The sequence below is a fragment of the Streptomyces sp. NPDC051578 genome (genome assembly GCF_044454045.1).
Classification (GTDB): Bacteria; Actinomycetota; Actinomycetes; order Streptomycetales; family Streptomycetaceae; genus Streptomyces.
Map to the genome: position 1 here is coordinate 69,232 of NZ_JBITDH010000012.1, position 21,502 is coordinate 90,733.

Sequence of the window (21,502 nt, forward strand, 5' to 3'; positions counted from 1 at the left end):
GGTGCGGGGTGCGGGGTGCGGGGTGCGGGGTGCGGGGTGCGGGGTGCGGGGTGCGGGGTGCGGGGTGCGGGGCACAGCCCGGTGCGGCCGGGGCCGCTCACGACGCGGCGCCGCGCGCCGGATGCCGCCCCCCGGGCCGGGGCCGGGCACCGGGCCCGGTCGTCGCGCCGCACACCACCGGTAGGTTGTCGGCATGACGACCGGGGACAACGACCTCACCCCCACCCGCCTGCGCGGCGCCCGGCTCGCGATCGCCGCCGTCTTCTGCGTCCACGGCGCGGTCACCGGCTCGTTCGCCACCCGCATCCCCTGGATCCAGGAGCACGCCGGACTCAGCGCCGGCACGCTGGGCCTGGCGCTCGCCTTCCCCGCCCTCGGCGCCGCCCTGGCGATGCCGCTGGCCGGCCGGATCAGCCACCGGTTCGGGGCCCGCGGCGCGCTGCGCGGTCTGCTGGCCCTGTGGACCGCGTCCCTGGTCCTGCCGGGTCTCGCCCCCGGCCTGCTCGCCCTCTGCGGCGCCCTGTTCGTCTACGGCGCCACCTCCGGCATGGCCGACGTGGCGATGAACGCGCTCGGCGTGGAGACGGAGGACCGGCTCGGCCGCTCGATCATGTCCTCCCTGCACGGCATGTGGAGCGTGGGGGCCCTGATCGGCTCGGCGGCCGGTACGGTCGCCGCGCACTCGGGTACCGATGCCCGGCTGCACCACCTCCTGGCCGCGCTCGCCCTGACGGCGGCCGGGCTGGTCGCCGTACGGGGGGTCCTGGACCCGCGCGGCGACGCCGAGGCCGAGGCGCCGCCGCACTTCACGCTGCCGCCCAGGTCGGCGCTGCTCATCGGCGCGGTGGGGTTCTGCGCCGTCTTCGCCGAGGGCGCGGGCCTGGACTGGTCCGCCGTCTACCTGCGCGACGTCCTGCACACCGACGCGGGCCTCGCGGCCGCCTGCACCACCGCGTTCGCGCTGACCATGGCCGTCGCACGGCTCGCCGGGGACCGGGTGGTGGACCGCTTCGGCCCGGTGCGCACCGTGCGGGCGGGCGGCGTACTGGCCACCGCGGGCGGCCTGTCGGTGGTCGCCGTCCGGCATCCCGCGGGGGCCCTGGCGGGATTCGCCCTGATCGGGCTCGGTATCGCGGTGGTCGTGCCACTGGCCTTCGCCGCCGCCGCGCGCAGCGGGCCCGCTCCGGCGCAGGCCATCGCCGGGGTGGCGACGATCACGTACACCTCGGGCCTGATCGCGCCGTCGGCGATCGGGGCGGTGGCGGACGCGACCTCGCTGGTGGTGTCGTTCGGGCTGGTCACGCTCCTGGCGTTCGCCCTGGTCGCGGGGGCGGCGGTGCTGCGGCGCGGCCCGGCGGACGAGGGCGGGCGCGGCCCCGCCGATCAGGACGAACCGGCCGCCACCCGGCCGTAGGATGTCCGCTGGCTCGCGCGGGTGGTTGACCGGCTGCAGCCGATATCGGTGACCGGCCGGCGGAACGGAAGTGGTGGACATGGGCTTCGGCGTGGGCTGGACCCTGCACGGGGACGGGCGGACCCCCGCTCCCGGCGCGGTGGTGCGGCCGGACGAGCGGCTGTCGTGGCCGCGTACCGTGGGGCTCGGCGCCCAGCACGTGGTGGCGATGTTCGGCGCGAGCTTCGTCGCACCGGTCCTGATGGGCCTGGACCCCAACCTCGCCATCATGATGTCGGGCGTCGCGACCGTCGTGTTCCTGCTGGCGACGCGCGGCCGGGTGCCGTCGTACCTGGGCTGCTCCCTCTCCTTCGTGGGCGTCGCCGCCGCGATCCGCGCGGGCGGCGGGGACAGCGCCGTCGTCACGGGCGCGGTGTTCGTGGTCGGCGCGGCGCTCTTCCTCGCGGGCCTCGCCGTGCAGCGGTTCGGGGCCCGGGTCATCCACGCGGCGATGCCGCCGGTGGTCACGGGCGCCGTGGTGATGCTGATCGGCTTCAACCTCGCTCCGGTGACCGCGTCGACGTACTGGCCGCAGGACCAGTGGACGGCGTTGCTGGTGATGCTCTTCACCGGACTGGCCGTGGTGTGCCTGCCCGGGTTCTGGTCCCGCATCGCGATCTTCCTCGGTCTGGTCTTCGGGTACGCGATCTCCTGGGTCTTCGACCTCCTCTTCGGCAAGATCCACTCGACGGTGGGCGGCGGACCCGCGGTCGACCACTGGCGGCTCGACCTCTCCGCTGTCTCCAAGGCGGACTGGATCGGGTTGCCTTCCTTCCACGCGCCGGCCTTCGAGTGGTCGGCGATCCTCGTCGCGCTGCCGGTCGTCATCGCGCTGATCGCGGAGAACGCCGGGCACATCAAGGCCGTCGGGGAGATGACCGGCGACCCGCTCGACGACAAGCTCGGCACCGCCATCGCGGCCGACGGCGCGGCCTCCATGCTGTCCACCGCGCTCGGCGGGCCGCCCAACACCACCTACTCCGAGAACATCGGCGTCATGGCGGCCACCCGCGTCTACTCCACGGCCGCGTACTGGGCGGCCGCGGGCTTCGCCCTGCTGTTCGGCCTGTGCCCGAAGTTCGGGGCGGTCGTCGCGGCGATCCCCGGCGGGGTGCTCGGCGGCATCACCGTGATCCTGTACGGGATGATCGGCCTGCTCGGCGCGCAGATCTGGCTGAACGCCGGGGTGGACCTGCGCAACCCGCTGAACCTGGTACCGGCCGCGGCGGGCATCATCATCGGCGTCGGCGGGGTCAAAGTGCACATCACCGGCTCGTTCGAGCTGGGCGGCATCGCCCTGGGCACGATCGTGGTGGTCGGCGGGTACCACGCGCTGCGGTACTTCGCCCCCGCGCACCTCAAGGAGCAGCGGCCGCTGCTCGACGCGGGCACCTCGGCCTACGACGACCAGGATCCCGGGGACACGCGCGGTTGACGGTGTTTCGCCCGAACCGGGGAAGGCTGCGGCCAAGTTCCCCGATCGGGCGGTCCGGGCTGCGACGCTGCCTCCCATGGAAGCGGTGCTCGCGCGGATGCGCGCCCTGGACGAGCGGCTGCCCGCGCGGGACGGTGTCGCGGTCTTCAACCGGGTCTACCTGACGGTGACGGAGGCGCTCCAGCGGCGCGTCCGGGACGGGGACTTCCCTGCGCCGCGCCGGGCCCAGACGCTGACGGTCAGCTTCGCCGAGCGCTATCTGGCGGCGGTCGAAGCGGACCGGGCCCCGGCCTGCTGGCGGCCGCTGCTCCAGTACCGGCGCCACCCCGGTGTGCGCCCGCTCCAGCACGCGCTGGCCGGGATCAACGCGCACATCGGCCACGACCTGGCCCTGGCGGTGGTCTCCACCTGCCGCCGGCTGGACTGCGAACCGGCGGCGCTGGAAGCGGACTTCGACCGGGTCGGGGACGTCCTGGTCTCGCTGGAGGAGCGCATCCGCGAGGACCTGATGCCCGGCCCCGACCTGCTGGAGGTCGCGGACCCGCTGACGCACCTGCTCGGCTCCTGGAGTCTGGAGCGGGCCCGCTCGGGCGCCTGGGCGGCGGCCCGCCTCCTGTGGGCGCTGCGCGGTGCCCCGGAGCTCGCCGAGGAGTTCCGCGAGTCCCTCGACGCGGGCGTCGGCCTGGTCGGCCGGTGCCTGCTGACCCCGACGGTGCCCGGTCTGCGTGCGGCCCGGGTCTTCGCCACCTGAGGGGCCCGGCGGCCCCGGGCATGAGAACGGGCCGCCGCCGCGCCGGGGGAAGCGCGGGGGCGGCCCGTGATCAGGGGCCGAGGGGCCGGACGGGGGGCTAGTCCTCGGGGAGTTCGACCGGGGCGATCTCGTCGTAGACATCGCCCGGGCCGGGGTTGGTGGAGTCGGTGGAGCCGCCCAGGTGGTGCATCACGCCCCAGACCGCGTTGAGGGCCGTCTGGACCGCACCCTCCGCCCAGCCCGCCGTCCAGGAGATGTCGTCGCCCGCGAGGAAGATGCCGCGCTTGTCCTCGGGGAGGCGGTCCTGCATGAAGTGGGTGAACAGGCGGCGCTGGTAGCGGTAGTGGCCCGGCAGGTTCGCCTTGAACGCGCCCATGAAGTAGGGCTCGTTCTCCCAGGACACCGTCACCGGGTTGCCGATGATGTGACGGCGGATGTCGACCTTGGGGTAGATCTCGCCGAGGGACTTGAGCATGACCTCCATCCGCTCGTTCGCGGACAGGGGCAGCCACTTGAGGCTGTCGTCGCACCAGGTGTACGAGAGGCAGATCACGGCCGGCTTGTCCGGGCCGTTGTCCAGGAGGTACGTACCGCGCGTCATCCGGTCCGTGAGCGTCATCGACATGACGTCGCGGCCGGTCTCCTCGTCCTTGTCCAGCCAGAACGGGCGGTCCACCGGCACGAAGAGCTTCGAGCTCTCCATGTAGTGGGTGCGCTCCATCGCCGTCCAGTGGTCGATCGGGAACAGCGTGTCGTCGCACTCGATCTTCGACAGGAGCATCCAGGACTGCGCCGTGAAGATCGCGGCCCGGTACGTACGGATGTCGCCGGAGGCGTCCGTGACCGTGATGCGGTTGCCCGCCGTGCGGTGCAGACGGGTCACGGCCGGGCGCGGGGTGCCGTCGTGCAGGGAGGACAGCGAGGTGCCCTGGGCCCAGTGGACGATCTTCTCGGGCTCGCGCTCCCACAGGCGCAGCGGCAGCTGCTGTGAGCCGCCGACGATGCCGCGGTGGTGGTCGTCCGCCTCGGTGTAGACGACGCGCAGGATCTCCAGGATGGAGTTGGGGAAGTCGGTGTCCCAGCCGCCGGTGCCGAAGCCGACCTGGCCGAAGATCTCGCGCTTGCGGAAGGACTGGAAGGCCTCGGACTTGCAGAGGAAGCCGTAGAAGGTCTCGTCGTCGAGCTTCTCGACCAGCTTGGCCCAGATCTCGCGGATGCGCGGGACGTCCCGCTCGCGCATCGCGGTGTTCATGTCGGAGAAGTCGGCGCCCTCGTCCAGGCAGGCGTTCCAGGCGGCGGACACGTCGCGGTAGATCTGCGGGAGGTCCGCGATGGTCTCGGCGTAGTGCGTCTCGCCCTTGAGGTCGACGACCGTGGAGGGGGTGGACTCGGCGAGCGGGTTCGGGAAGGGCTCCGTCACCAGGCCGACGAGGTCGATGTAGTGCTGCAGGGCGGTGGAGGAGGGCGGGAAGCGCATGGCGCCCATCTCCGCGGTCAGGCCCTCGGTGCCGGCGCCCTCGAAGCCGACGGTACGCAGCCGCCCGCCGATCTGGTCCGCCTCGTAGACGACGGGCTTGAGGCCCATCTTCATCAGCTCGTAGGCGGAGATGATGCCGGAGAGTCCGCCGCCGATGACGGCGACCTCGGTGCCGAACTCGGTGGCCGGTATCTGGCCGAGTCCCGCCGGGTGGGCGAGGAAGTCGTCGTACGCGTACGGGAAGTCCGGACCGAACATGGTGATCGGGGGCTGTCCGTCGCTGTGCGGGACGGCGGGGGGCACCGTGGACGTCATGGGGGTACGGCTCCTTGCGAACGGACTGTGCGGCAGGTGGTGGGGACGGGCGGGGGCGGCCCGGGGAGGTCAGACGAGGGAGGCGTAGAGCCCCGGGCGGCGGTCGCGCAGGTACGGGTTGGTCTCGCGCGAGACCCGCAGCAGCTCGGGGTCGACGTCGCCGAGGACCATCTCCTCGCCGCGCCCGGCCCGGGTGCGGGTGACCCCGTCGGGGCTGGCCAGGCAGCTGAGGCCGACGAACTCGAACTCGCCCTCGGGACCGGTCCGGTTGACGTACGCGACGTACATCTGGTTCTCGAAGGCGCGTACCGGGACCAGCTGTTCGGCGACGAACTGGAACGGGTGCATCTGCGCGGTCGGGACCAGGAGGAGGTCGGTCCCGGCGAGCGCGTGGGCCCGGACGTTCTCGGGGAACTCCACGTCGTAGCAGATCATGATGCCGACGCGGAGGCCGTTCAGGTCCGCCTGGACGACGGGGGCGTCGCCGGGGGTGAAGGCGTCCTGTTCGAAGCAGCCGAAGAGGTGGGTCTTGCGGTAGTTCGCCAGCGCGGTCCCGTCGGGGCCGATGAGCTGCGCGGAGTTGTAGACCGCCTCGTCCGCCCGCTCGGGGTAGCCGTACAGGACGGCGACGCCGTGGCGGCGGGCGATCTCGCCGATGGCGACGGCGGACGGGCCGTCGGCCGGTTCGGCGAGCCCGGGGATGTCCTGGAGGTCCAGCGCGTAGCCGGTCAGGAACATCTCCGAGGTCACGAGGAGCCCGGCCCCGCCCTGTGCGGCGCGCGCCGCGGCCTCGTCGAGCCTCTTGAGGTTCTCGGCGGGGTCGCCGAGGACTCCGGAGCTCTGGAGGAGAGCGGTGCGCAGCGGGGGCATGGGCGTACCTCTGTGACGGGTGGGGAGGTTGTCCTTAGACGGTACGTTCGTCCGTTCGACCGCGACAAGACGTCTCCGTTGCGCTCGGAGCATCGATTCGTTGCGTGTTTCGCAGCCGGTACGGAGATTCGTTGCGCGGGGCGTTCACGGGCCGTGCTCCCCCGCGGCCGGCGGTCCACGTACGAGGGTACGCGGGGGCGGGCAGCGGACGGTGACGAGCCCCTGGCCGGCCGGGCATAAACCGCTCCGCGCGGACGCTGACGACCTCGGCCGTCCCCGACCCGAAGGATCCCGCATCCCATGTCCCCCGATCCGGACACCCTCACCGCCACCGGCACCCACCCCCTCGACAACCCGGTCTGGGCCGCGCTGACCGGCACGCACCGGGACTTCGCCGAGGTGGCCGGCCGAGCGGCGCGTTACCTGCCCGACGCCAACCCCTTCGCCGCCCTCGCCGACCCGGCGGACCCGCGGTCCTGGGCGGACCTCGCGTCGCTGGTCGGACCGGGCCGGGAGGTGTGGCTCACCGGCCTGCCGACGCCGCCCGAGGGGTGGCGGACGCTGCGCTGCATCCCGGGCGTGCAGCTCGACGGGCGCGAGGTGCGGGCCGAGGCCGACCCGGAGGCCGTCCGGCTGGGGCCGGCCGACGTGCCGGAGATGCTGGAGCTGGTGCGCCTCACCGAGCCGGGCCCCTTCGCCGCGCGCACCGTGGAGCTGGGCACGTACCTCGGGATCCGGCGCGGGGGCCGGCTGGTCGCGATGGCCGGAGAGCGGATGCGGCCGCCGGGCTGGTCGGAGATCAGCGCGGTGTGCACCCGTCCCGGCCACCGGGGCGAGGGCCTGGCCGGGCGGCTGGTCCGCGCGGTGGCCGCCGCCGTGCGCGAGCGCGGGGACGTCCCCTTCCTGCACGCGGCCGCCTCGAACACCGGCGCGATCCGGCTGTACCGGTCGATGGGGTTCATCCTGCGCCGCGAGCCGGTGTTCATCGGGCTGCGCACCCCGGGCGCCGGGCCGGACGCGGCCCGGGATGCCGAAAAGAGGCGTTAACACGGGGTTCATTGAGTGCGGCCGGCGCCTCCCGTAGCGTCGGCGGCGGGTTGAGTGATGAACAGGGGGGTGGCGGTGGGCACGCTGCGGGCGGGGCGCCCGCCCCACCCCCCGCCCCTGGCACCCCGGGCGGGCGCGGGCCGGCCCCCGGTGAGCGGAAAGGCGGGGATTCCCGTACGGGAGAAGGGGTTTCAGTGCGCGGGGAAGGGTCACACGCGCTGGTACCGACGACTTCCCACGGAAAGGAACCGCCATGTCCGACGTCTCCCGCCTGCCGGGTTCCGCCCACCACTACTGGCAGTGGCAGGCCCGCGCCGCCTGTCGGGACCTCGGTTCCGGCCGGTTCTTCCACCCCGCCGGTGAGCGGGGCGAGGACCGCGAGGTCCGGGACGAGGCGGCCAAGCGCGTCTGCGCCGGATGCCCTGTGCGCGCGGCCTGCCTGGAGCACGCGCTGACGACCCGCGAGCCGTTCGGCGTGTGGGGCGGCCTCACCGAGGAGGAGCGCCGGGCCCTGCTGGACGACCGCACGCCGGCCCGCGTCAAGCAGTCGGCCTGAGCCCCGGGCCTAGGCCGGGGCGCCGGAGGTGAAGCGGCGCAGCAGCGGGGAGAGGACCAGGACCGACTTGGTGCGCTCCACGAACGGCTCGCCCGCGATGCGCTCCAGGACCCGCTCGAAGTGGCGCATGTCGGAGGCGAAGATCTGGACGAGGGCGTCCGCGTCGCCGGTGACGGTCGACGCGGACACCACCTCGGGGTACCGCTCCAGGCCCCGCCGGATGTCGTCCGGCGAGGTGTTGTGGCGACAGTAGATCTCGATGAAGCCCTCGGTCTCCCAGCCCATGGCGGCCGGGTCCACGCGGACGGTGAAGCCGGTGATGGCCCCTTCCGAGCGCAGCCGGTCCACGCGCCGCTTGACGGCGGGGGCGGAGAGCCCGACCTCGGAGCCGATGTCCGCGTAGGAGCGGCGGGCGTCCTCGGCGAGGGCGTGCACGATGCGTTCGTCGAGATCGTTCAGTCGCACTGCGGGTGGATCACTTCTCTGCTGTGGCCAATCGGGAACGGCGGATGCCGTACAGGAAGTAGACCACGAGGCCGACGGCCATCCAGACACCGAACGCGACCCACGTGGCGCCCGGCAGGCTGTACATCATGTAGGCGCAGGCGAGGAAGCCGAGGATCGGCGTCACCGGGAACAGCGCCACCTTGAAGGTGCGCGGCATGTCGGGCTTGGTGCGGCGCAGGATGACGACGGCGACGTTGACCAGGGCGAAGGCGAAGAGCGTGCCGATGCTGGTGGCGTTCGCCAGCTCGCCGAGCGGGATGAAGGCGGCGAGCGCGCCACAGAACAGCGAGACGATCACCACGTTGGCGCGGGGGGCGCCGGTCTTGGCGTCGACCTTGGCGAAGATCTTCGGGACGAGGCCGTCGCGGGACATCGCGAAGAGGATGCGGGTCTGGCCGTAGAGCACGGCGAAGACGACGGAGGCGATCGCGACGACCGCGCCGGCGGCGAGGACGACGCCCCAGACGCTGGTGCCGGTGACGTTGGTCATGATCTGGGCGAGCGCGGCTTCGGTGCCCGCGAAGTCCTGCCAGGGCATGGCGCCGACGGCGACGAAGGCGACGAGGACGTAGAGGATCGTGACGATGCCCAGCGAGAGCATGATCGCGCGCGGCAGGTCCTTCTTCGGGTTCTTGGCTTCCTCACCGGCGGTGGAGGCGGCGTCGAAGCCGATGTAGGAGAAGAAGAGCGTGGAGGCCGCGGCGCTGATGCCGGTGACCCCGAGCGGGGCCAGCGGGGTGTAGTTGCCGGACTTGATGCCCATGACGCCGATGCCGATGAAGAGCACGAGCGTCACGATCTTCACGCCGACCATGATCGAGTTGATGGTGGCGCTCTCCTTGGCGCCGCGCATCAGGAAGACCATCGCGAGCAGCACCACGACCAGCGCGGGCAGGTTGATCCAGCCGCCCTCGCCCATCGGGGCGGCGAGCTTCTCGGGGAGGGTGACGCCTATGGTCCCGTCGAGCAGCTCGTTGAGGTACTGGCCCCAGCCGACGGCGACCGCCGCGACGGACACCGCGTACTCCAGGACCAGGCACCAGCCGCAGATCCAGGCGACGAACTCGCCCATGGTGGCGTAGGAGTACGAGTACGAGGATCCCGACACCGGGACGGATCCGGCCAGCTCGGCGTAGGACAGGGCCGAGAACAGCGCGGTCAGGCCCGCGATGACGAAGGAGATCGTCACGGCCGGGCCGGCCTTGGGGGCTGCCTCGCCGAGGACGACGAAGATGCCGGTGCCCAGGGTGGCGCCGATGCTGATCATCGTCAGCTGCCACATGGTGAGCGAGCGGCGCAGCGATCCGCCCTCACCCTGGCCGCCCTCGGCGACCAGCTGCTCGACCGGCTTGCGGCGCAGCAAAGGATGGGCAGGCTTGCTGGGCTCGGACGTGAGCGGTGGCGCCTGGCCGGTTTCGAGCACGAAAGGACTCCTTTGACACTGCGGATGGGGACTCTCAGGCGTCGACCGCAGCGGTCCGGAGCAGGAACAGGCGAGCAGGAGCCTGCCTGGGCATGGGGGACCGCCGAGCAGGCGGTCCGCGCCACTCCACGTACAGCGAGTGAGCCTACGAGCTGAGTGATACCGCCCGTAATGCACCATCCTTGCACATTGCCGCACGATCGTTGCGCGGATCTGTCCCAGATGGTCCTTTGTTGCGCGCGGACGATCGATCACTGCGCAGACCGCCTCGGCGCCCCATTTCCACGGGTTCGGCCGCACGACGGTCGAAGCCCTCCGGGCGGGGTACGAATCGAAGCGGTTCCCGCACCCGACGACGGAGGCGATGCGTGAGAGCAGTGAGCGGCGCGGACGACGCGTGGCAGGACCCGGGCCCCTTCCTGCGCGGGGTCGCCTGGCTGGACGAGGGCCGGCCCGTGCGCGCGGACCCGGCGGACACCATGCGGCTGCCCTGGGACACCGGCGAGCGCGCCGCGCTGCCCATCGGGGTCCGGCTGGAGTTCACCCCCGGGCAGGCCCGCGCGGTGGAGATCCGCTACCGGGCCACCGTGCCCGGCCCCACCGACGCACTGCGCGACATCTCACACGTCTTCGCCCTGTGGGACCGGCACGGGGTGGTCCACGAGGTGTGCGCCGAGCCGGCCGCGGAGGCCGTCGTCAGGATCGGCCTGCCCGGCGGCGACGGACCGTTCACCGTCCACCCGCCGGAGGCCCAGTCGCCGCTGATAGTCGGCCTGCGCGGGATCGGCGGCCCCCTGGCCCCCGCCCCGCGGGCCCCGCGCTGGGTGGTGCACGGCGACTCCATCACCGAGGGCTGGTGGTCCACCCGCCCCGCCCACGGCTGGGCGGCCGTCGCCGGCCGGGAACTCGGCTGGGACACCGTCAACCTGGGGTACGCGGGCGCCGCGCGGGGGGAACTGGCCACCGCCGAACAACTCGCGCGGCTCCCCGCCGACGCCCTGACCCTCGCCTTCGGCACCAACTGCTGGTCCCGGGTGCCCTTCTCGGCGCCGATGCTCTACGAGACCACGCGCGCGTTCCTCGACCTCGTGCGGCAGGGCCACCCGCAGACCCCGCTGCTGCTCCTGTCCCCCGTACTGCGCCCCGAGGCGGAGCGCACCCCGAACCGGCTCGGCGCCACCCTGGGCGCCCTGCGCGACGCCATGGAGCGCGCCGTCCGCGACCGGATCAGCGCCGGGGACGGCCGCCTGGCCCTGCTCCCGGGCCGGGACCTGCTCGGACCCGAGCACCTCGCGGACGGGCTGCACCCCAATGACGAGGGGCACCGGACCCTGGGCCTCGCTGTGGCCACGGCCCTGCGGCGGACCGGGTTCGACGCGGGATAGGTGAAAGAGGACACACCGCCCCGGCTGAACAGGGCGCCGCCCCCACGACGTGTCCTGCACACGTAGCCGACGCTCCGGCGACGGACCCGGCGGACACCACACGTGGGAGAGATCACCATGGGTATCAAGCGCGGAACTTCCCTGGCCGCGATCGCGGTCGCCGTCACCCTGACGGCGACCGCGTGCGGCGGCGACGACAAGGCGGCTGGCAGCGCCGCTCCGGCCGCCGCCGCTGCCGAGGCTCCCGCTTCGGACACCTACGGAGCCGGCCCGGCGGCGGCCGGCGCCGCCGGCGCCTCCGGCGCGAAGGGCGCCGGACAGCTGGCGATCTCGGCCGACGCGCAGCTGGGCCCGGTGCTCACCGACAGCGCCGGCTTCACCCTCTACCGCTTCGACAAGGACACCGCCAAGCCGCCCAAGTCGAACTGCGACGGCGACTGCGCCAAGGCGTGGCCGGCGGTCGCGGCCGGCGACGCCACGGCCGCCGCCGGCATGGACGCCGGGTTGCTCGGCGAGGTGGTGCGCACCGACGGGAGCAAGCAGCTGACGGTGGCGGGCTGGCCGGTGTACCGGTTCGCCAAGGACACCAAGGCGGGCGACACCAACGGCCAGGGCGTGGGCGGCACCTGGTTCGCCGCGGCGCCGGACGGCAAGAAGGCCGCGAAGCAGGCCGCCGCGCCCGCCGGCGCCGGCCAGGCGGCCGGCGCGCTGACCGTGGCCAAGGACCCGGCGCTCGGTGAGCACGTCGTCGACGGCAACGGGATGACGGTCTACCGGTTCAAGCCGGACACCGCCTGGCCGATGGTCTCCCAGTGCGAGGGCGACTGCGTGGCCAAGTGGCCGGTGGTGCCGCCGGTGGACAAGGCGAACGCCAAGGGGATCGTCGAGAAGAACTTCCTGGTGCTGGACCGTCCCGACGGCAAGAAGCAGCAGACGGTGAACTGCTGGCCCGTCTACACCTTCACCGGCGACAAGAAGGCCGGCGACACCAACGGCCAGGGCGTGGGCGGCACCTGGTACGCGGTCGCCCCCGACGGCAAGCTCATCACGGCTCAGTAGACCGCGGCGGACCACCTGACCGCGCGGCCCCCGTCCTCCCCTCCCCCCGAGGGCCGGGGCCGCGCACCCGTGTCCGCCCTGGACAGCGGGAGAGCCCTTGAGGTCTGTCCCGTGATCCGCGCCGGGACAGCCCTTAGACTCGGCTCCATGCTGCGCGTACTCGCCGTCGACGACGAGAAGCCCCTGCTCGAGGAACTCCTGTACCTGCTGCGCTCCGACGCGCGGGTGAGCAGCGCCGTGGGTGCCTCGGACGCCACGGAGGCCCTGCGCCGGATCACGCGGGCCCTGGAGAGCGGGCCGGACGGCCCCGGCGGCATCGACGTGGTCTTCCTCGACATCCACATGGCCGGGCTGACCGGACTGGACATCGCCCGGCTGCTGGCCGGGTTCGCCCGTCCGCCGCTGGTCGTGTTCGTCACCGCCCACGAGGGTTTCGCCGTCCAGGCCTTCGACTTGAAGGCGGTGGACTACGTGCTCAAGCCGGTGCGCCCGGAGCGGCTGGCGGAAGCCGTCCGCCGGGCGTGCGCCCAACTGGACAGGCCCGCGGAACCCGCGGCGGACCCGGCCGTACCCGCGCAGCGCACGCCGGTCCCCGAGGTCCCGCCCGCCGACCGGACCACCGAGCAGATCGCCGTCGAACTGGGCGGGGTGACCCGCTTCGTGGCGATCGCCGACATCGCGTACGTCGAGGCCCAGGGCGACTACGCCCGGCTGCACACCGACGACGGCAGCCACCTGGTGCGGATCCCGCTGTCGACGCTGGAGGAACGCTGGGCGGCGCGCGGCTTCGTCCGGATCCACCGGCGGCACCTGGTGGCTCTCGGCCGGATCGACGAGCTGCGGCTCGACGGGGGCACCACCAGCGTCCGCGTGGGGTCGGCGGAGCTCCAGGTCAGCCGCCGCCACTCGCGGGAGCTGCGGGACCTCCTGATGCGGCACGCGACCGGCTGACGCAAGGCCCGGGCGCCGCGCCGCCCGGCCTGCGGTGTACGGCGTCCGGCGACCGTCCGGCGCGCGCCGGACGCCGTTCGTCGCGCCGGGACGGGCGTACGGCGACGCGCCGGGCCCGTCGGCCGCAGCGGTGGACGGCGCCCCCACCGTCCGGGCGGCCCGCGCGTATCGTGGATCTTCCGGTTCGGGAGGAGCCCCGCACATGTCCGACATCCAGGCGCTGCTGGACGCGCTCACCGGACTGCCCCGGATCCGGCCCGCCGGCCCCGTCGAGGCCGAGGCCCTGCTCGCCCGGCTGCGCAGCGTGGCGGCGCACTGGGCCGACGTGCTCTACGAGGTCCAGGACGGCGCCCGGCGGCAGTTGCCGCCGCGTGCGGAGGCGGCGCTGACGCTCGCCTTCCGGCGGGCCGAGGAGTCGTACGTCGAGCTGGAGATCGCCCTGCGGGACTGCGCGGAGCACCGCGACCCGGCCGTCTGAAACAGCCGCCTCACGGGCGCCGTTCGGCCACCTTCGAGCCTGATCGCGTCTGTCGCCCGGCGCGGGGCGCTGCGTACACTCGCCGGACCCCTCTGCCTGCCGAAGGACGCGCCGGTGAACCAGACGTACGCGCTGACCGCGGTCACCGTCGTCGTCCTGGTCACCGTGCTGGTCGGCGCGCTGGGTCTGCGCATATCCCGGACCACCTCGGACTTCTACGTGGCTTCGCGCACCGTCGGCCCCCGCCTCAACGCGGCGGCCATCAGCGGCGAGTACCTCTCCGCCGCCTCCTTCCTCGGGATCGCCGGGCTCGTGCTGCTGAAGGGGCCCGAGATGCTCTGGTACCCGGTGGGGTACACGGCCGGGTACCTGGTGCTGCTGGTGCTGGTGGCGGCCCCGCTGCGGCGCTCGGGCGCGTACACGCTGCCGGACTTCGCCGAGGCCCGGCTGGAGTCCCGGGCCGTGCGGCGGATCGCGGTGCTGTTCGTGGTCGGCGTCGGCTGGCTGTACCTGCTGCCCCAACTGCAAGGGGCCGGGCTGACCTTGAAGGTCCTGACCGGGGCCCCGCACTGGGTGGGGGGCGTCGTCGTCGCGACGGTGGTCACGGCGGCCGTGGGGGCCGGCGGGATGCGCAGCATCACCTTCGTGCAGGCCTTCCAGTACTGGCTCAAGTTCACCGCCCTGCTGGTTCCCGCGTTCTTCCTGATCGGCGCCTGGGCCGGGGACGGGGCGCCGCGTGCCGCGTTCGACGCCCCGGCGGTGTTCCGCGAGCACACCGCCGTCACCGCCGCCCAGGACATGCGCATCATGCTGGGCGCGCCGCTCACGCTGACGGTGACCGGGCAGGTGGACGGCCGTTCGTACGCGGCCGAGCCGCTGACGCTGGCCGCCGGGCAGCACACCGTACGGGCCCACGCGCTGCTCCGGTTCACCCCGGACAGCGTGGTGCCCGACGCCCGGGCGGAGGCGGGGCTGGGCGTGTCGAGCTGGTCGGAGCCGCTGTCCGGCAACCGGCACCGGCTGTACGCCACGTACGGGCTGGTCCTGGCCACGTTCCTCGGCACGATGGGCCTGCCGCACGTCGCGGTGCGGTTCTACACCAGCCCGGACGGGCGGACCGCCCGCCGCACCACGCTGGTGGTGCTCGGCTTGGTCGGGGTGTTCTACCTGCTGCCGCCGGTGTACGGGGCGCTGGGCCGGATCTACGCGCCGGAGCTGGCCCTGACGGGGGACGCCGACGCCGCGGTGCTGGTGCTGCCGGGGCGGATGCTGGGCGGCCTGCTCGGGGAGCTGCTGGGGGCGCTGCTGGCCGGGGGCGCCTTCGCGGCGTTCTTGTCCACGGCGTCGGGGCTGACGATGGCGGTGGCCGGGGTGCTGCACCAGGACGTGCTGCCGGGGCGGCGGGTGCGGACGTTCCGGTTCGCGGTGGTGGTGGCGATGCTGGTGCCGCTGGTGGGGGCGGTGGCTTCGGCGGACGTGCCGGTGGCGGATGCGGTGGGGCTGGCGTTCGCGGTGTCGGCGTCGTCGTTCTGCCCGCTGCTGGTGCTGGGCATCTGGTGGCGCGGGCTGACCCCGCCGGGCGCGGTGGCGGGGCTGGTCACCGGTGGCGGGGCGGCGCTGGGGGCGGTGGTGGCGACCCGGGTCGGGCTCGTGCCGGCGGGCTGGGCGCACACCCTGCTGGCGTGGCCGGCGGTGTGGTCGGTCCCGCTGGGGTTCCTGACGATGGTGGCGGTGTCCTTGGCCACCCGTTCCCGCGTCCCGGCCGGGACGGCGGCGACGCTGGCCCGGCTGCACCTGCCGGAGGACGTCACCGGGGACCGGAGCGGGGGCGCGCGGTGGACGGGGCGGTGACACAGACCCTGGCGGGGGCGGCGCCCGCGGCGGTGGCCCTGCTCGGCGCGGCGGCCCTGCTGGCCCTCGGCTGGGCCGGCGGCAGGTGGCAGGCCCGGCGCGGGGAGCGGGCCGCGGGGCTGCATCTGGGGACCCCCGTCGAGCGGGCCACCTTCCACACCCTGCACACCGCTTCACTGGCCGCTCCCCCGCTGCGGGCGGGGCTGACGGAGGACGCCGCCCGCAAGGCGGCGCGGCGGCTGCGGTCGCTGCTCGGTACCGAGGCGCTGTGCCTCACGGACCGGGAGGCGGTGCTGGCCTGGGACGGGCCGGGCGCAGACCACCACGAGCGGCGGGCGATGGCCCGGGTGGCGAGGATGCTGGAGTCGGGGCGGAGCATGAGCCTGCGTACGGACTGCCAGCGGCCCGACTGCCCCCTCAAGTGGGCGGTGTTCGCCCCGCTGACGGGTGAGGACGGGGTGCTGGGCGCGCTCGTCGCCTACGGTTCGCGGGAATCGGCGGTGCTGGTGCGCGCCGCGACGGAGGTGGCCCGCTGGGTGTCGGTCCAGCTGGAGCTTTCGGAACTGGACCGGTCGCGGACGCGGCTGATGGAGGCGGAGATCAAGGCGCTGCGGGCGCAGATCTCCCCGCACTTCATCTTCAACTCCCTCGCCGCGATCGCCTCGTTCGTGCGCACCGATCCGGAGCGGGCGCGGGACCTGCTGCTGGAGTTCGCCGACTTCACCCGGTACTCGTTCCGGCGGCACGGCGATTTCACCACGCTCGCCGAAGAGTTGCGTTCCATCGAGCAGTACCTGGCCCTCGCCGGAGCACGGTTCGGCGACCGCCTGACGGTGACCTTGCAGGTGGCGCCGGAGGTGCTGCCCGTGGCGCTGCCGTTCCTGTGCCTCCAGCCGCTGGTCGAGAACGCGGTCAAGCACGGGCTGGAGGACTCCACCTCCCGGTGCCGGATCACGATCGCCGCCCGGGACGCCGGTTCGGAGGCGGTGCTGGCCATCGAGGACAACGGCGTCGGGATGGATCCGGCCCTGCTGCGCCGCATCCTGGCCGGCGAGCGGACGGGTTCCTCGTCCGGGGTGGGGCTGCCGAACGTGGACGAGCGGATGCGGCAGGTTTACGGGGACGACTACGGGCTCGTCATCGAGACGGGGGTCGGCGCCGGGATGAAGGTCACGGTCCGGATCCCCAAGTACCGTCCGGGCGTCCACCCTTCGGGCCCCGGACAGCCGCGCCACCGCGGCTGAGCGCGGCGTGCCCGGGCATGCCCGTGGCCCCGCCGCGCGTCCGGGCGGACGGGGGCGGGGCCACGGGGTGGTACGGGTCGGCTCGGGCTGTGGTTGCGGGTCAGCTCCAGCTGGCGTGCAGGGGCTTGCCCTCCGCGTAGCCGGCCGCCGACTGGACGCCGACCACGGCCTTCTCCTCGAACTCCGCGAGGGAGCCCGCGCCCGCGTACGTGCAGGACGACCGCACGCCCGCGATGATCGAGTCGATCAGGTCCTCGACGCCGGGCCGCGCCGGGTCGAGGAACATCCGCGAGGTGGAGATGCCCTCCTCGAACAGGCCCTTGCGCGCCCGGTCGTAGGCGGACTCCTCCGAGGTGCGGTTCTGCACGGCGCGCGCGGACGCCATGCCGAACGACTCCTTGTAGAAGCGACCGTCGGCGGACTGCTGGAGGTCGCCCGGGGACTCGTACGTCCCGGCGAACCAGGAGCCGATCATCACGTTGGACGCACCGGCGGCCAGCGCCATCGCCACGTCGCGCGGGTGGCGGACGCCACCGTCGGCCCAGACGTGCTTGCCGTACTTCTTGGCCTCGGCGGCGCATTCCAGCACCGCCGAGAACTGCGGGCGGCCGACGCCGGTCATCATGCGGGTGGTGCACATGGCGCCGGGGCCGACACCGACCTTGATGATGTCCGCGCCGGCGTCGATCAGGTCCCTGACGCCCTCGGCGGCGACGATGTTGCCGGCCACGATCGGGACCTGCGGGTCCAGCGCGCGCACGGCCTTGATCGCGTTGATCATCGACTCCTGGTGGCCGTGGGCCGTGTCGATGACGAGCGTGTCCACGCCCGCGTCGAGCAGCTGCTTGGCCTTGCCGACGAAGTCGCCGTTGATGCCGACGGCCGCGGCGATGCGCAGCTTGCCGTTGGCGTCGGTCGCCGGGGTGTACAGAGTCGCGCGCAGCGCGCCCTTGCGGGTGAGGAGGCCGACGAGCCTGCCGTCCTCATCGACGGCCGGGGCCAGCTTGCGGTGACCGGCGTCGAGCTTGTTGAAGGCCTCGCGGGGGTCGATGTCGGCATCGATGAGCAGCAGCTCCTTCGACATGACCTCGGAGAGCTGGGTGAAGCGGTCCACGCCGCTCAGGTCGTGCTCGGTGACGACGCCGACGGGCCGGTTGTCGGCGTCGACGACGACTCCGGCGCCGTGGGCCCGCTTGGGCAGCAGGGACAGGGCGTCGGCGACGGTCTGGGTGGGCGCCAGGGTGATGGGGGTGTCCAGCACGAGGTGGCGGGTCTTGACCCAGGAGATGACGTCGGTGACGACCTCGATCGGGATGTCCTGCGGGATGACGACGATGCCGCCGCGGCGGGCGACGGTCTCGGCCATCCGGCGTCCCGCGATGGCGGTCATGTTGGCCACGACGAGCGGAATGGTGGTGCCGGTGCCGTCGGGCGAGGAGAGGTCGACGCCCTGACGGGAACCGACGGCGGACCGGCTCGGCACCATGAATACGTCGTCGTACGTCAGGTCGTACGGCGGCTGCTGGTCATTGAGGAAACGCACGTGCTGAACATCCCAGTCGATCGGAGTTGGCCCTCGACGGGTCAGCCGAGGAAACGCACGTACTTCATTCTCCCATGGCCCGGTGTTTATGCAGCCCGGTCCGATCCTCCAGGACATAAGGGACCGGCTGGTCCCTTCCTCCAGGATCGGCCCGCTCGGCCCGGCGCGACCGGAGCGTCCGGGCGGCGCAGAGTCGAAGGAGTCGAGCGGAAGAGCGGGAAAGGTTCAGCCCCCCGCCGGCGGACCACCTGGGAGGAACCATGCCCGCGAGGAAGCGCGACGAGACGCCCGTAGCCCTGGAGGGCGGCGGCCTGGACATCCGCGTCGAGGAGATCGGCGGCGGTCTGAGCGTGGGCTTCTTCCACCTGCCCGAGGGCACGGACATGGCCCCCGCGCTCACCGGGCTGCCCGGCGACATGTGCCCGTGCCCGCACTGGGGCTAGCTCCTCAAGGGACGGCTGCTGATGCGCTTCGCGGACGGGGAGACGGTCTACGAGGAAGGGCAGGCGTTCTACTGGGGTGCGGGTCACGTCCCGGTGGCGCTCACCGACACGGATTACGTCGACTTCTCCCCCAGTGAAGGGATCAAGCAGGTGATCGACCACGTCAAGGGCCGGTCGGGCTGACCGACCGGCCCGCGCCGGCCCCTCACCCGCGCCCCGCCGGCCCGCCCACCGGGAGCACCCACCGGTGGACCGGGCCGGTCCTGTCGGCGAGCGGGGTCACGCTTGCGCCGTGACGGACCGCGGTGAACTCGGCGGCGATGGCGAGGGCGGTCTCCTCGGGGGTGCCGCCGCCCAGGTCCAGCCCGATGGGTGAACGCAGCCGGGCCAGCGCGGCCTCAGGCAGGCCCTCCTCCCGCAGCCGGGCGGCCCGCTCGGTGTGGGTGCGCCGCGACCCCATGGCCCCCACGTACGCGAGCGGCAGCCGCAGGGCCAGGGACAGCAGCGGTACGTCGAACTTCGCGTCGTGGGTCAGGACGCAGACGGCGGTACGGGCGTCGAGCCGGCCCGCCTCCCATTCGGCGGCGAGGTGGCGGTGCGGCCATTCCACGACGACCTCGTCGGCGCCGGGGAAACGGGCCGGGGTGGCGAAGACGGCCCGGGCATCGCAGACGGTGACCCGGTGCCCCAGGAAGGCCCCGAGCCGCGCCAGGGCGGCGGCGAAGTCGATGGCCCCGTAGACGATCAGCCGGGGCGGCTCTGCGGCCGACTCGACCAGGAGGGTCAGGGGCTGCCCGCACAGCCCACCGGCCGTGCCCAGCTCGACGGTGCCGGTCCGCCCGGCGAGCAGCAGGTCCCGTACCCGTTCGGCGGCGGCCCGGTCCAGGTCGGGGCCGCCGCCGCCCAGGTGGCCCTCGTAGGAGCCGTCGGTCCGGACGGCCAGCGCCCGGCCGAGCTGGCGGGGCGGCCCGGTGACCACCCGGGCGAACGCGGTGCGCCGGCCAGCCTCGGCGTGGTCGAGCACCGCGCGCAGGACGGGGCGCACGGGGTCGTGCCCGCGCACCGGCGTGATCAGGACGTCCAGGACTCCGCCGCAGGTCAGCCCTACGGCGAAGGCGTCGTCGTCGCTGTACCCGAAGCGGTGGACGCCCCCTTCCCCGGTGGCGATCGCCTCCAGGCACAGCTCGTGGGCGGCGGACTCGACGCAGCCCCCGGACAGGGAGCCGAGCGCGGTGCCGTCGGCGGCTACGGCCAGTGAGGCACCGGGGCCGCGCGGCGCGCTCCCGCTGACGGCGACGACGGTGGCGAGCGCGAACTCGCGCTGCTCGGCGCACCAGGTGCGCAGTTCCCCCGCGATGTCGAGCATCAGCGTATGTACTGGCGGCGCGCGGCCTGCCCGGGTATGAGCGGCCTGGGCGGCAGGACGGCGGCCGGGCGGGGCCGGGCCGGGCCCTGGTAGGGAAGGGCCGCGGATTCCGGGATGCGGGTGCCGGCGCTGCCCAGCAGCCGGGCGGCGTGGGCGACGCTGGCGAGGGTGGCGTGGTGGTGCCACCCGCGGAAGGAGCGGCCCTCGAAATCGCGGATCCCGACGGGTTCGCAGGTCTCGGCGAAGTCCAGGGAGACCCGGTCGGTGAGCTTGGCCAGCAGGAAGAGCTGGGCGAGCGGCCGGTCCCCGATGTTGGTGATCCAGAACTCCGACGGCAGCAGTGCGGCCTCCGTCCACGCCCCGACGAGCAGCAGCGGGGTGGGCGGCGCGGGGGCGGGCCGGTCCTCGCCGGGCGTGGCGAGGATGGAGGCCGAGGTCAGCAGGGTCACTGCGCCCTCGGCGCGGCCGTGGCGGGTCCATTCGACGACCCGGCGCTGGGAGCGCAGGGAGTCGATGAGCTCCCTGGCGGGCGCCGTGTGCGGTCCGGGCTTGTGGCGTCCGGACCCGCCGAAGGAGACGGGCAGTGAGCCGTCGACCTTGAAGACGAAGGGGATGTCCTGGAGCGCGAAGGACTCGATGCACTGCGCGAGGTCGCTGTTGGACACCTCCATCACCACCGGGCGCCGCTGGAGCTGCCAGGTGGCGGCCATGCGCTGGACGGCGTGCACGGCGTCCTGTGCGGGGGTGAGCGAGCGCGCCGTGTCGGGGATGCCGGCCCGTCGCCGGCGCAGCAGTTCGCTGGTCCAGGGTCCGGGGAGGGTGAGGGTCCATTCGACCGGGAAGCTGGCCTCGCTGGAGGCCAGCCAGATGCCGCCGGCCTGCTGGCAGTTGGCGGTGCGGCCGAGCTGGGGGACGAACTGCCTGCCCACGCCGACGGAGCGGTCGCCGGCCTTCTCGATGACCATCGGCTGCACCACCCAGGCCAGCGGCCGCTGGGCGGTGCGTTCGATGTGCTGGGCGAGGGAGCGGCGTACGGGCGTCCAGTCCCACGGGGACTTGCTGATGAACTGCTGGAGGCTCTGTTCGACGGAACTGGCCCCGGTCCCGGCGAGGTTGCGGATTGTTTTCTTCCCGTTGGTCCGCACGAGACCGTTGAGATATACGCGGGCCCAGTTTCGCTGGTCCCGCCGGGGTAATGACTCGAAGAACAAAGAGATCAGGACGTCGATCAACTCGGAGATTTCCTGTGCGGAATCCTCCGGCAGGACTACGCGAGCCATCTGGGCCTCCCCCGCGACCAGCTAGATCCAATACCCTACTTGACCGCGGAGAACGGCCGTAGGCCAGG

Annotated in this window: 20 protein-coding genes; 13 read left to right on the forward strand and 7 right to left on the reverse strand. The window is 73.4% G+C overall.

Features of this window, described 5'->3' with window-relative positions; genetic code table 11:
• Positions 1–193 precede the first annotated feature (193 nt).
• From ACIA6C_RS30645 to ACIA6C_RS30655, 3 genes are all read left to right on the forward strand, one after another.
• Positions 194–1,414: an MFS transporter gene (locus ACIA6C_RS30645; RefSeq protein WP_399280779.1), complete on the forward strand. Its 1,221-nt coding sequence runs from the start codon at positions 194–196 to the stop codon at positions 1,412–1,414.
• Positions 1,415–1,493: 79 nt separating this feature from the next.
• Positions 1,494–2,888, forward strand: coding sequence for a uracil-xanthine permease family protein (locus ACIA6C_RS30650; RefSeq protein WP_399280781.1), 1,395 nt, complete (start codon positions 1,494–1,496; stop codon positions 2,886–2,888).
• 76 nt (positions 2,889–2,964) lie between these two features.
• Positions 2,965–3,639 carry a DUF5995 family protein gene (locus tag ACIA6C_RS30655; RefSeq protein WP_399280783.1) on the forward strand — a complete coding sequence of 225 codons (675 nt, stop codon included), beginning with the start codon at positions 2,965–2,967 and terminating at the stop codon, positions 3,637–3,639.
• A 97-nt stretch (positions 3,640–3,736) separates the two neighbouring features.
• Here the strand turns inward: ACIA6C_RS30655 and ACIA6C_RS30660 are convergent, their stop codons facing one another.
• A complete protein-coding gene (locus tag ACIA6C_RS30660) occupies positions 3,737–5,431 on the reverse strand; it encodes an NAD(P)/FAD-dependent oxidoreductase (RefSeq protein WP_361139812.1) in 1,695 nt (564 codons plus the stop codon).
• Positions 5,432–5,500: 69 nt separating this feature from the next.
• Positions 5,501–6,301 (reverse strand): carbon-nitrogen hydrolase family protein, encoded by an 801-nt coding sequence (locus tag ACIA6C_RS30665; protein ID WP_361139809.1) that lies wholly within the window; start codon positions 6,299–6,301, stop codon positions 5,501–5,503.
• 300 nt (positions 6,302–6,601) lie between these two features.
• On the opposite strand from ACIA6C_RS30665, the gene ACIA6C_RS30670 reads away from it, so the two are divergent.
• Both ACIA6C_RS30670 and ACIA6C_RS30675 read left to right on the forward strand, forming a co-directional pair.
• Positions 6,602–7,348: a GNAT family N-acetyltransferase gene (locus ACIA6C_RS30670; RefSeq protein WP_399280785.1), complete on the forward strand. Its 747-nt coding sequence runs from the start codon at positions 6,602–6,604 to the stop codon at positions 7,346–7,348.
• A 253-nt stretch (positions 7,349–7,601) separates the two neighbouring features.
• The gene (locus ACIA6C_RS30675; RefSeq protein WP_366080775.1) at positions 7,602–7,904 is read left to right on the forward strand and encodes a WhiB family transcriptional regulator; all 303 of its coding nucleotides are present in this window, start codon (positions 7,602–7,604) and stop codon (positions 7,902–7,904) included.
• Between the two features lie 9 nt (positions 7,905–7,913).
• Here ACIA6C_RS30675 and ACIA6C_RS30680 read toward each other — a convergent pair whose 3' ends face one another.
• Positions 7,914–8,369, reverse strand: a complete 456-nt coding sequence (locus tag ACIA6C_RS30680) for an Lrp/AsnC family transcriptional regulator (protein WP_190187101.1) — start codon at positions 8,367–8,369, stop codon at positions 7,914–7,916.
• Between the two features lie 10 nt (positions 8,370–8,379).
• On the reverse strand, positions 8,380–9,834 hold the full coding sequence (locus ACIA6C_RS30685) for an amino acid transporter (protein ID WP_399280788.1): 1,455 nt from the start codon (positions 9,832–9,834) through the stop codon (positions 8,380–8,382).
• Positions 9,835–10,202: 368 nt separating this feature from the next.
• Between ACIA6C_RS30685 and ACIA6C_RS30690 the strand changes: the two genes are divergently transcribed.
• From ACIA6C_RS30690 to ACIA6C_RS30715, 6 genes are all read left to right on the forward strand, one after another.
• Entirely contained in the window at positions 10,203–11,219 is a 1,017-nt protein-coding gene (locus ACIA6C_RS30690; protein WP_399280790.1) for a GDSL-type esterase/lipase family protein, read from the forward strand.
• Positions 11,220–11,336: 117 nt separating this feature from the next.
• Positions 11,337–12,278, forward strand: a complete 942-nt coding sequence (locus ACIA6C_RS30695; RefSeq protein WP_399280792.1) for an SCO0930 family lipoprotein — start codon at positions 11,337–11,339, stop codon at positions 12,276–12,278.
• Positions 12,279–12,425: 147 nt separating this feature from the next.
• Positions 12,426–13,229, forward strand: a complete 804-nt coding sequence (locus ACIA6C_RS30700; RefSeq protein ID WP_399280794.1) for a LytR/AlgR family response regulator transcription factor — start codon at positions 12,426–12,428, stop codon at positions 13,227–13,229.
• 202 nt (positions 13,230–13,431) lie between these two features.
• Positions 13,432–13,707, forward strand: a complete 276-nt coding sequence (locus ACIA6C_RS30705; RefSeq protein WP_399280796.1) for a hypothetical protein — start codon at positions 13,432–13,434, stop codon at positions 13,705–13,707.
• 114 nt (positions 13,708–13,821) lie between these two features.
• Positions 13,822–15,558: a cation acetate symporter gene (locus tag ACIA6C_RS30710; protein ID WP_399280798.1), complete on the forward strand. Its 1,737-nt coding sequence runs from the start codon at positions 13,822–13,824 to the stop codon at positions 15,556–15,558.
• Complete coding sequence (locus tag ACIA6C_RS30715) at positions 15,555–16,802, forward strand: histidine kinase (RefSeq protein WP_399280800.1); 1,248 nt, start codon at positions 15,555–15,557, stop codon at positions 16,800–16,802. Before ACIA6C_RS30710 ends, ACIA6C_RS30715 begins: the two co-directional genes overlap by 4 nt.
• 100 nt (positions 16,803–16,902) lie before the next feature.
• Here ACIA6C_RS30715 and ACIA6C_RS30720 read toward each other — a convergent pair whose 3' ends face one another.
• Positions 16,903–18,345 carry a GuaB1 family IMP dehydrogenase-related protein gene (locus tag ACIA6C_RS30720; RefSeq protein WP_399280802.1) on the reverse strand — a complete coding sequence of 481 codons (1,443 nt, stop codon included), beginning with the start codon at positions 18,343–18,345 and terminating at the stop codon, positions 16,903–16,905.
• Positions 18,346–18,605: 260 nt separating this feature from the next.
• On the opposite strand from ACIA6C_RS30720, the gene ACIA6C_RS30725 reads away from it, so the two are divergent.
• Positions 18,606–18,788: a hypothetical protein gene (locus ACIA6C_RS30725; protein WP_399280804.1), complete on the forward strand. Its 183-nt coding sequence runs from the start codon at positions 18,606–18,608 to the stop codon at positions 18,786–18,788.
• A gap of 21 nt (positions 18,789–18,809) precedes the next feature.
• Complete coding sequence (locus ACIA6C_RS30730; RefSeq protein WP_399280806.1) at positions 18,810–18,971, forward strand: hypothetical protein; 162 nt, start codon at positions 18,810–18,812, stop codon at positions 18,969–18,971.
• Between the two features lie 22 nt (positions 18,972–18,993).
• Here the strand turns inward: ACIA6C_RS30730 and ACIA6C_RS30735 are convergent, their stop codons facing one another.
• Both ACIA6C_RS30735 and ACIA6C_RS30740 read right to left on the reverse strand, forming a co-directional pair.
• The gene (locus tag ACIA6C_RS30735; protein WP_399280808.1) at positions 18,994–20,154 is read right to left on the reverse strand and encodes an XdhC family protein; all 1,161 of its coding nucleotides are present in this window, start codon (positions 20,152–20,154) and stop codon (positions 18,994–18,996) included.
• A complete protein-coding gene (locus tag ACIA6C_RS30740) occupies positions 20,154–21,434 on the reverse strand; it encodes a transposase (protein ID WP_361139969.1) in 1,281 nt (426 codons plus the stop codon). The genes ACIA6C_RS30735 and ACIA6C_RS30740 overlap by 1 nt, the downstream gene beginning before the upstream one ends.
• Between the last annotated feature and the right edge of the window lie 68 nt (positions 21,435–21,502).